Origin of the sequence: Amycolatopsis thailandensis (assembly GCF_002234405.1) — a bacterium.
Classification (GTDB): Bacteria; Actinomycetota; Actinomycetes; order Mycobacteriales; family Pseudonocardiaceae; genus Amycolatopsis; species Amycolatopsis thailandensis.
Window position 1 is genome coordinate 1 of sequence record NZ_NMQT01000360.1, and the last position, 670, is coordinate 670.

The window sequence follows — 670 nt, forward strand, 5'->3', positions numbered from 1 at the left end:
GTGGCGAGCTTCCTGACGCGGGTGTTCGACCGCCGCGTTTAGTCCTCTGAATGCGACAGGGCTGACGCGGTGTCCAATGTCATGAAAGCCCCTTTCAGGACGAAAAACGTCTTGAAAGGGGCTTTCATGACATCCGCGGGCGGCCCCCAGGACGTCAGGGGCGGGTGAGTCGCGCGAAGAACGACTCCAGATGCTGCCCCTGCAAAGCGATCGTCGAGAACTCCCCGGCGACCAGGCTCATCACGTTCGCCCCGGCGTTGATCAGCACGACCTCGTCGACCAGCTGCTCGTCGGGGGTCTCGCAGACGATGTCGCCGTCCTCCCGGCCCTCGGTGAGGTACCGGTGCAGCAGACCCCGCCACGACCGGATGTGCTCGAGGTACTTGTCCTGCAGTTTCGGGTTGGTCAGCGAAAGCTGCCAGAAGGTGAGCAGGACGCGCCCCGCGGCGATGCGGTCCTCGTCGATCGGCATCGAAGAGACGCATAGCTCGCGGAGCGCGGTCAGGCCGCGCAGCTCGTCCAGCTCCACGTACTCGCGCATCATGCCGAGCGCGCGTTCGTAGGTGGCCTGGATGATGTCTTCCTTGCTCGGGAAGTACAGCTTGAGCGCGCCGTTGGCGAAGCCGGCGGCCGCCGCGATCTCGCGCATGGTGGCGGCCTCGATCCCGCC

At 65.7% G+C, this 670-nt stretch carries 1 protein-coding gene; it reads right to left on the bottom strand.

Annotated features, from left to right (window positions below):
• Positions 1–154 precede the first annotated feature (154 nt).
• Positions 155–670 (bottom strand): TetR/AcrR family transcriptional regulator (locus CFP71_RS42885; RefSeq protein WP_093939492.1); only part of this gene is annotated, 516 nt, incomplete at its 5' end.